The organism is Nostoc sp. WHI (genome assembly GCF_015714725.1).
GTDB lineage: Bacteria > Cyanobacteriota > Cyanobacteriia > Cyanobacteriales > Nostocaceae > Nostoc.
The window spans coordinates 1-4,563 of record NZ_WBKM01000006.1 but is presented as its reverse complement, the minus strand read 5'-3'; the positions used below and the strand labels follow the sequence as shown (position 1 = coordinate 4,563).

The window sequence follows — 4,563 nt, the reverse complement described above, 5'->3', positions numbered from 1 at the left end:
TCCACGAGTATCAAAGACTCATCCACGAGTAGTAGGGTGCGTAGGCGTAACCCGTCGTAGACATCGCTTTGACTACATTTGTTTAGAGATGAATTTAACTGCTTGGATTTTGCTCAAGCCAAGCAATTAAATCAGATACATTTGAAAAATCTAAAAGCTCTTCTCCTAATCCTTCCAATTGTTCAGTAGATAAGACTTGAAGACGTTCAATTATTAATGAATCTATTTCACCAAAGCGTCTATTTAAAAGGCGTAAAGTATATTTCAATGCTTCCTTCTTCTCTCCCCTTTGTTCTCCCCTTTTTTCTCCTCTTTGTTCTCCTCTTTGTTCTCCTCTTTGCTCTCCCCTTTGCTCTCCCTTTCGTTCTCCCTTCTGGAAAATATCTTGATAAATCACTGACTCTTGCATAATCTCCTCCCGGAATAATTGACGAATAAAATCTTTCTCAAACTTTAACCCGGCTAATATCTCCGTATAAGCAGCAGTATTTTGTCTTGTCTCGATATCTGGAATTTTATCAATTTTCTCAGCAATCTGTGACAATAACGCTTGTGCTGAATCTGTTCGTGTTAATGGTGCTAAAGGCAATAACGCCAGATTGCCCAGAAATAGTGCTGAATCTTGCTCCCACATTCGGATAACTCGATAACGGTGGGTTGTGACTTCGCTGAAATATTCTTCGGTAAAAGCGATTTCGTTACTTGTCTCTTGTAAGAAAATCACTACTTGCGTAACCGGAACTTGATATTTCCGTGTCAATCGAACATAGTAATCGAGCATCCGCAGAGGAATTGGTTCGTTAGATTTGATTGTAGTTTGAAATTCCAGGTGTAGAATCCGATTTTCTGTTTGCAGAAGTATCACCGAATCAGCACGGATTGGTTCAATACTCAATTCGGTTTTTAAGATTTCAATTGTTTGCGGTTCTTGATTTAATAACCAACGAATAAAATCACGGGGATACTTTTCCGCGAGGATTTTACAAAGGTTGTCATATTCTGCCATCTCTAAAAGTTGCACCCGATTTTATTGATTATTTTATATGAGGTTGGCTTTTGACCGTTGAATTAGTTTAATGTTCAAATTAGCTGGGTGCGTAGGACGCAATACTTGCAGTAGGCGATCGCCTCGCAATAACATTCACTCATTCACGAAGCTTTGAGGTTCATCGACGGAGTTCAAAGACTCGTGAGCGAGTATTAAGTGAGTGTGCAAAAATATTATTTATACGAATTAGCCCGATCGCAATACACTTGACCAAAACTATGATCGGCATGAATCTCAATAACCATATCAACCGCTGTTGCATCTTTTACCAACGGCTTGATGAATAATTCGGGGTGAAGCGATCGCCAAAAATAATTGACAAATTGCTCTATCTCTGCATTGCTCATTCCCGATTTACCCGCAGTAATCATCTGCTGTTCTGCTTGTTTGCGCCACTCCAAAGAATAGCGGTAATCGGTGGGACATAACACAATTAAGCTGTCTAATCGCTCCCACAGTGGTAGATAATCATGGAGGCGAAGATTAATATCAAGGGCAAATGCTCGATCTTCATTTGTAAGAATTGGCGGCGGTGCAGTATCAAATACATCTGCGTCGATTGGCCGTACACCCACAAACCAACCTTCAAAGAGTACAATATCTACACCTGTGATTATTTCTGAAGTAGTGCGATCGCCAGCACCTCCATAAACAGATTTATCAAAGCGGGGTACTATAACCGGACTTTGCAACTGGCGGATCTGATCTAGCACATTTAAACCCAAGTCTATATCGTGGGTTCCTGGTGGGCCTCGCCAAATCAAGCGCGGATCTTGCTGTGTTAAAAGCAAGCGATCGCTGTAAGTTTTATACAAGTCATCTAAAGATAAACTCAGAGTCCGGTATCCCAACTGATCGAGAATCAAGCTGAGAATTTTGCACATTGTAGTTTTACCAGTGCCTTGTCCTCCCAATATTCCCTGAATCAGAGGGCGTCCCAACTGTTGGTGCCCTGATGCTAGTTTGATTCCCAAAGGCAGCCACAAATCCCACAATACTTGTAACATTTCCTTGGGTTCTACGTGAAAAGTAGTTTGGCAGAATTGGCTAAAAGCTGGGAGGATAGATTTTAGTAAATGCGATCGCTCTTCTATAACTTCACCTACATTTTCCGGCGTGATCCCAAAAGCTCTCGCCCTTAACTTATCTGCCAGCGCTGCTTCTCTTGCTTGCTGCTGCCAAGTTTCCCCCACCGCATCCGTTGCCAAAATTTCACCCAGCCACAAATTCATAAGTTCCGCTTCTCCTTACGATCCCAGCTTAAAGGCTTCGAGAAATAGGCTGTAGATGAAACCAACTTTGAGGAGATTTAGTGAGTCTATTAACAGCGATCGCCTTGACAAAAAGCTGCGACTATAAAATGTCCTACTGGTAATTTCCGTCAACAGTACTAAAAAAGCAGCTACCACAATATCTAATACACCCTCTTGACCGGCTGTAGTAGAAACTGCGTTTCCCAGAAAAAAACCGAACAAAAAACTAATAATCAGCAACGATAGCCGCCGCCAAGGATTTAAAAACCATTGCCCCAAACGTGTAGCAATGGCATCCAACAAATTATTGAGACGAGTGTTTTGCATTAGAGAGACTTCTGACGAAAAGTCAAGACATCTTGAAATATTTCTATCATAAGGAGGATATTAGTTTGAACATAAACTTATTTGTTAATATTGTAGATATGTGCTGGGCTTCCAGTAGTGTTGATTTAAATTTACGTATTTTATCATCTTTAGGGAAGTACAAGCCCTTAAAAAGCTGCTTCTCTTAAGACCAGATGAAATATATCTATAAGATTTATCCAAGGGTTCTGCAAAGTACGCCTTGTTGAGGTAGCTGGCGGTTTCAGAAAATTTTAATTTTTTTATACAAATGAATTGGCTGGCTCGGTATCTAAGTTTTCTTTTTTATCTAAGCCTACGGTCAAGATAGAAAGCAATGAGTATCCATAACCCATATTGGTCAAACATCTGGGGAATTATTTACTCTAAACGCTTTCTACTCAAAATGATATTTATAATACATTCGTTCTTCTATTTTCAGAAAGTCTACATTAGGCTGCTTTGTGTAATTGGCTTTTGTGATGATAGGCTACTATTTGGTCAAGCCTAGACAAAATATTTATTTCTAAAAACTATCAATATGAAATCTTCAGTATATGGTAACGTCGGTGTTACAGCTTGTTGCTTGGGACTGCTTGTTGTTCTGATGGGATGCTTTGGAGTGAGCGTATCTTTTGAATCCACAAAGCCAGAGACATCTTCACAGTTGCCAACTGAAACTTCTCAGTGGGAGACAACTTCATCTACACCTGTTTTACCTAAAAACGCTATCTCCGCTAGTAGCCTATCTACTCCAGTAAGCACCCCAACCAATCAAGTAGAATATACCAGTACAGAAAATACTTATCCTGTCTTGGCAAATCGTGATAAATTGGCTGAAAAAGCCAAGGATCAAGGAACTTTGCGGATGAGCAATCAAACAAATCAGCCTGTGCGGCTGGCTCTCTTGGCACGCCAGTCGGTAGCAAAAAGCTCTGCTACTAAACAGAAACAGACTAACTATGATGTACCGGCACATTGGGATTTTGCTCCCCAAGAAGGTAGTGACAAAGGACTGACTTTATCGCTACCTCAGAATAATTTAAAGCTGGAGAAGGGAGATATTTTAGTTGCCTTCGCACAAGATGGTTCCCGTCGTTACTGGGGCCCCTATGTTGTCGGAGAAACTCAATTACCTAAGTGGAATTCCCAAAACAGAGAATGGCAATTAGTGTTGAATCAATAGATAGTGCTGAGTGCTGAGTGCTGAGTAGAGAAGTAAAAAATGTTAAATTTAAAATTTATTACTTAGTATTTGACACTTATTTCGTTGAAGAAGAACAAAAGATAGATAACCAACGACTATTGAATAGTTATTGCTGACTATTAACTAATGAGAATGAAATTGAGTGTTAAGCACACTGTGGATCAGTGGTTCAACAGAATAGCAAAGAATCCAGCCCTTGGTGTAACTGTGTCGATTTTATGGTTAATGGCGGTTGGCTGGATAGCTTTTGGGTGGAATTTGGGAAACACTGGCTTGATTGATGAGACAGAGCCACTGTTTGCAGAAGCTTCCCGCCAGATGTTCATCACAGGTGATTGGATTACTCCATTTTTCAATGGTGACACTCGTTTTGATAAACCTGCTTTAATTTATTGGTGTCAGGCGATCGCCTATGCAATTATTGGAGTGAATGAGTGGGCAGTACGCCTACCCTCAGCGATCGCAGCGTTAGGCTTAATTTGTTTGGCTTTTTACACCGTACAGTGGTATTTTGCAAAACAAGACGAATTAGAGCAAGTTTCACGTCCTACTCGCCGCTACTTAACAGCTTTTGTGGCAGCAGCACTCATGGCGTTCAATGCCGAAACGATTATTTGGGCGAGAACTGGCGTTTCAGATATGCTGCTGACTGGATGCATGGCAGCAGCTTTGTTATGTTTCTTTCTAGGGTACGCAGGGAAGGAAGGGAG

5 protein-coding genes are annotated in these 4,563 nt (G+C 40.8%); 2 read left to right on the top strand and 3 right to left on the bottom strand.

Annotated features, from left to right (window positions below; genetic code table 11):
- Positions 1–94: 94 nt before the first annotated feature.
- The 3 genes from F8S12_RS00535 to F8S12_RS00525 all read right to left on the bottom strand — a co-directional run bounded on the left by F8S12_RS00535 (position 95) and on the right by F8S12_RS00525 (position 2,628).
- Positions 95–1,006 carry a DUF4351 domain-containing protein gene (locus F8S12_RS00535; protein WP_196514286.1) on the bottom strand — a complete coding sequence of 304 codons (912 nt, stop codon included), beginning with the start codon at positions 1,004–1,006 and terminating at the stop codon, positions 95–97.
- Positions 1,007–1,221: 215 nt separating this feature from the next.
- Positions 1,222–2,280, bottom strand: a complete 1,059-nt coding sequence (locus F8S12_RS00530; protein ID WP_196514285.1) for a glycerate kinase — start codon at positions 2,278–2,280, stop codon at positions 1,222–1,224.
- Positions 2,281–2,295: 15 nt separating this feature from the next.
- Positions 2,296–2,628 (bottom strand): DUF565 domain-containing protein, encoded by a 333-nt coding sequence (locus F8S12_RS00525; protein ID WP_196514284.1) that lies wholly within the window; start codon positions 2,626–2,628, stop codon positions 2,296–2,298.
- A gap of 559 nt (positions 2,629–3,187) precedes the next feature.
- Here F8S12_RS00525 and F8S12_RS00520 point away from each other — a divergent pair.
- Together F8S12_RS00520 and F8S12_RS00515 are read left to right on the top strand one after the other, a co-directional pair.
- Complete coding sequence (locus F8S12_RS00520) at positions 3,188–3,832, top strand: hypothetical protein (protein WP_196514283.1); 645 nt, start codon at positions 3,188–3,190, stop codon at positions 3,830–3,832.
- Positions 3,833–3,979: 147 nt separating this feature from the next.
- Positions 3,980–4,563 (top strand): ArnT family glycosyltransferase (locus F8S12_RS00515; RefSeq protein ID WP_196514282.1); only part of this gene is annotated, 584 nt, incomplete at its 3' end.

Coding starts and splice junctions, on each gene's coding strand:
- F8S12_RS00530 (WP_196514285.1), bottom strand. CDS start 2,280: ATGAATTTGTGGCTGGGTGAAATTTTGGCAACGGATGCGGTGGGGGAA.
- F8S12_RS00525 (WP_196514284.1), bottom strand. CDS start 2,628: ATGCAAAACACTCGTCTCAATAATTTGTTGGATGCCATTGCTACACGT.
- F8S12_RS00520 (WP_196514283.1), top strand. CDS start 3,188: ATGAAATCTTCAGTATATGGTAACGTCGGTGTTACAGCTTGTTGCTTG.
- F8S12_RS00535 (WP_196514286.1), bottom strand. CDS start 1,006: ATGGCAGAATATGACAACCTTTGTAAAATCCTCGCGGAAAAGTATCCC.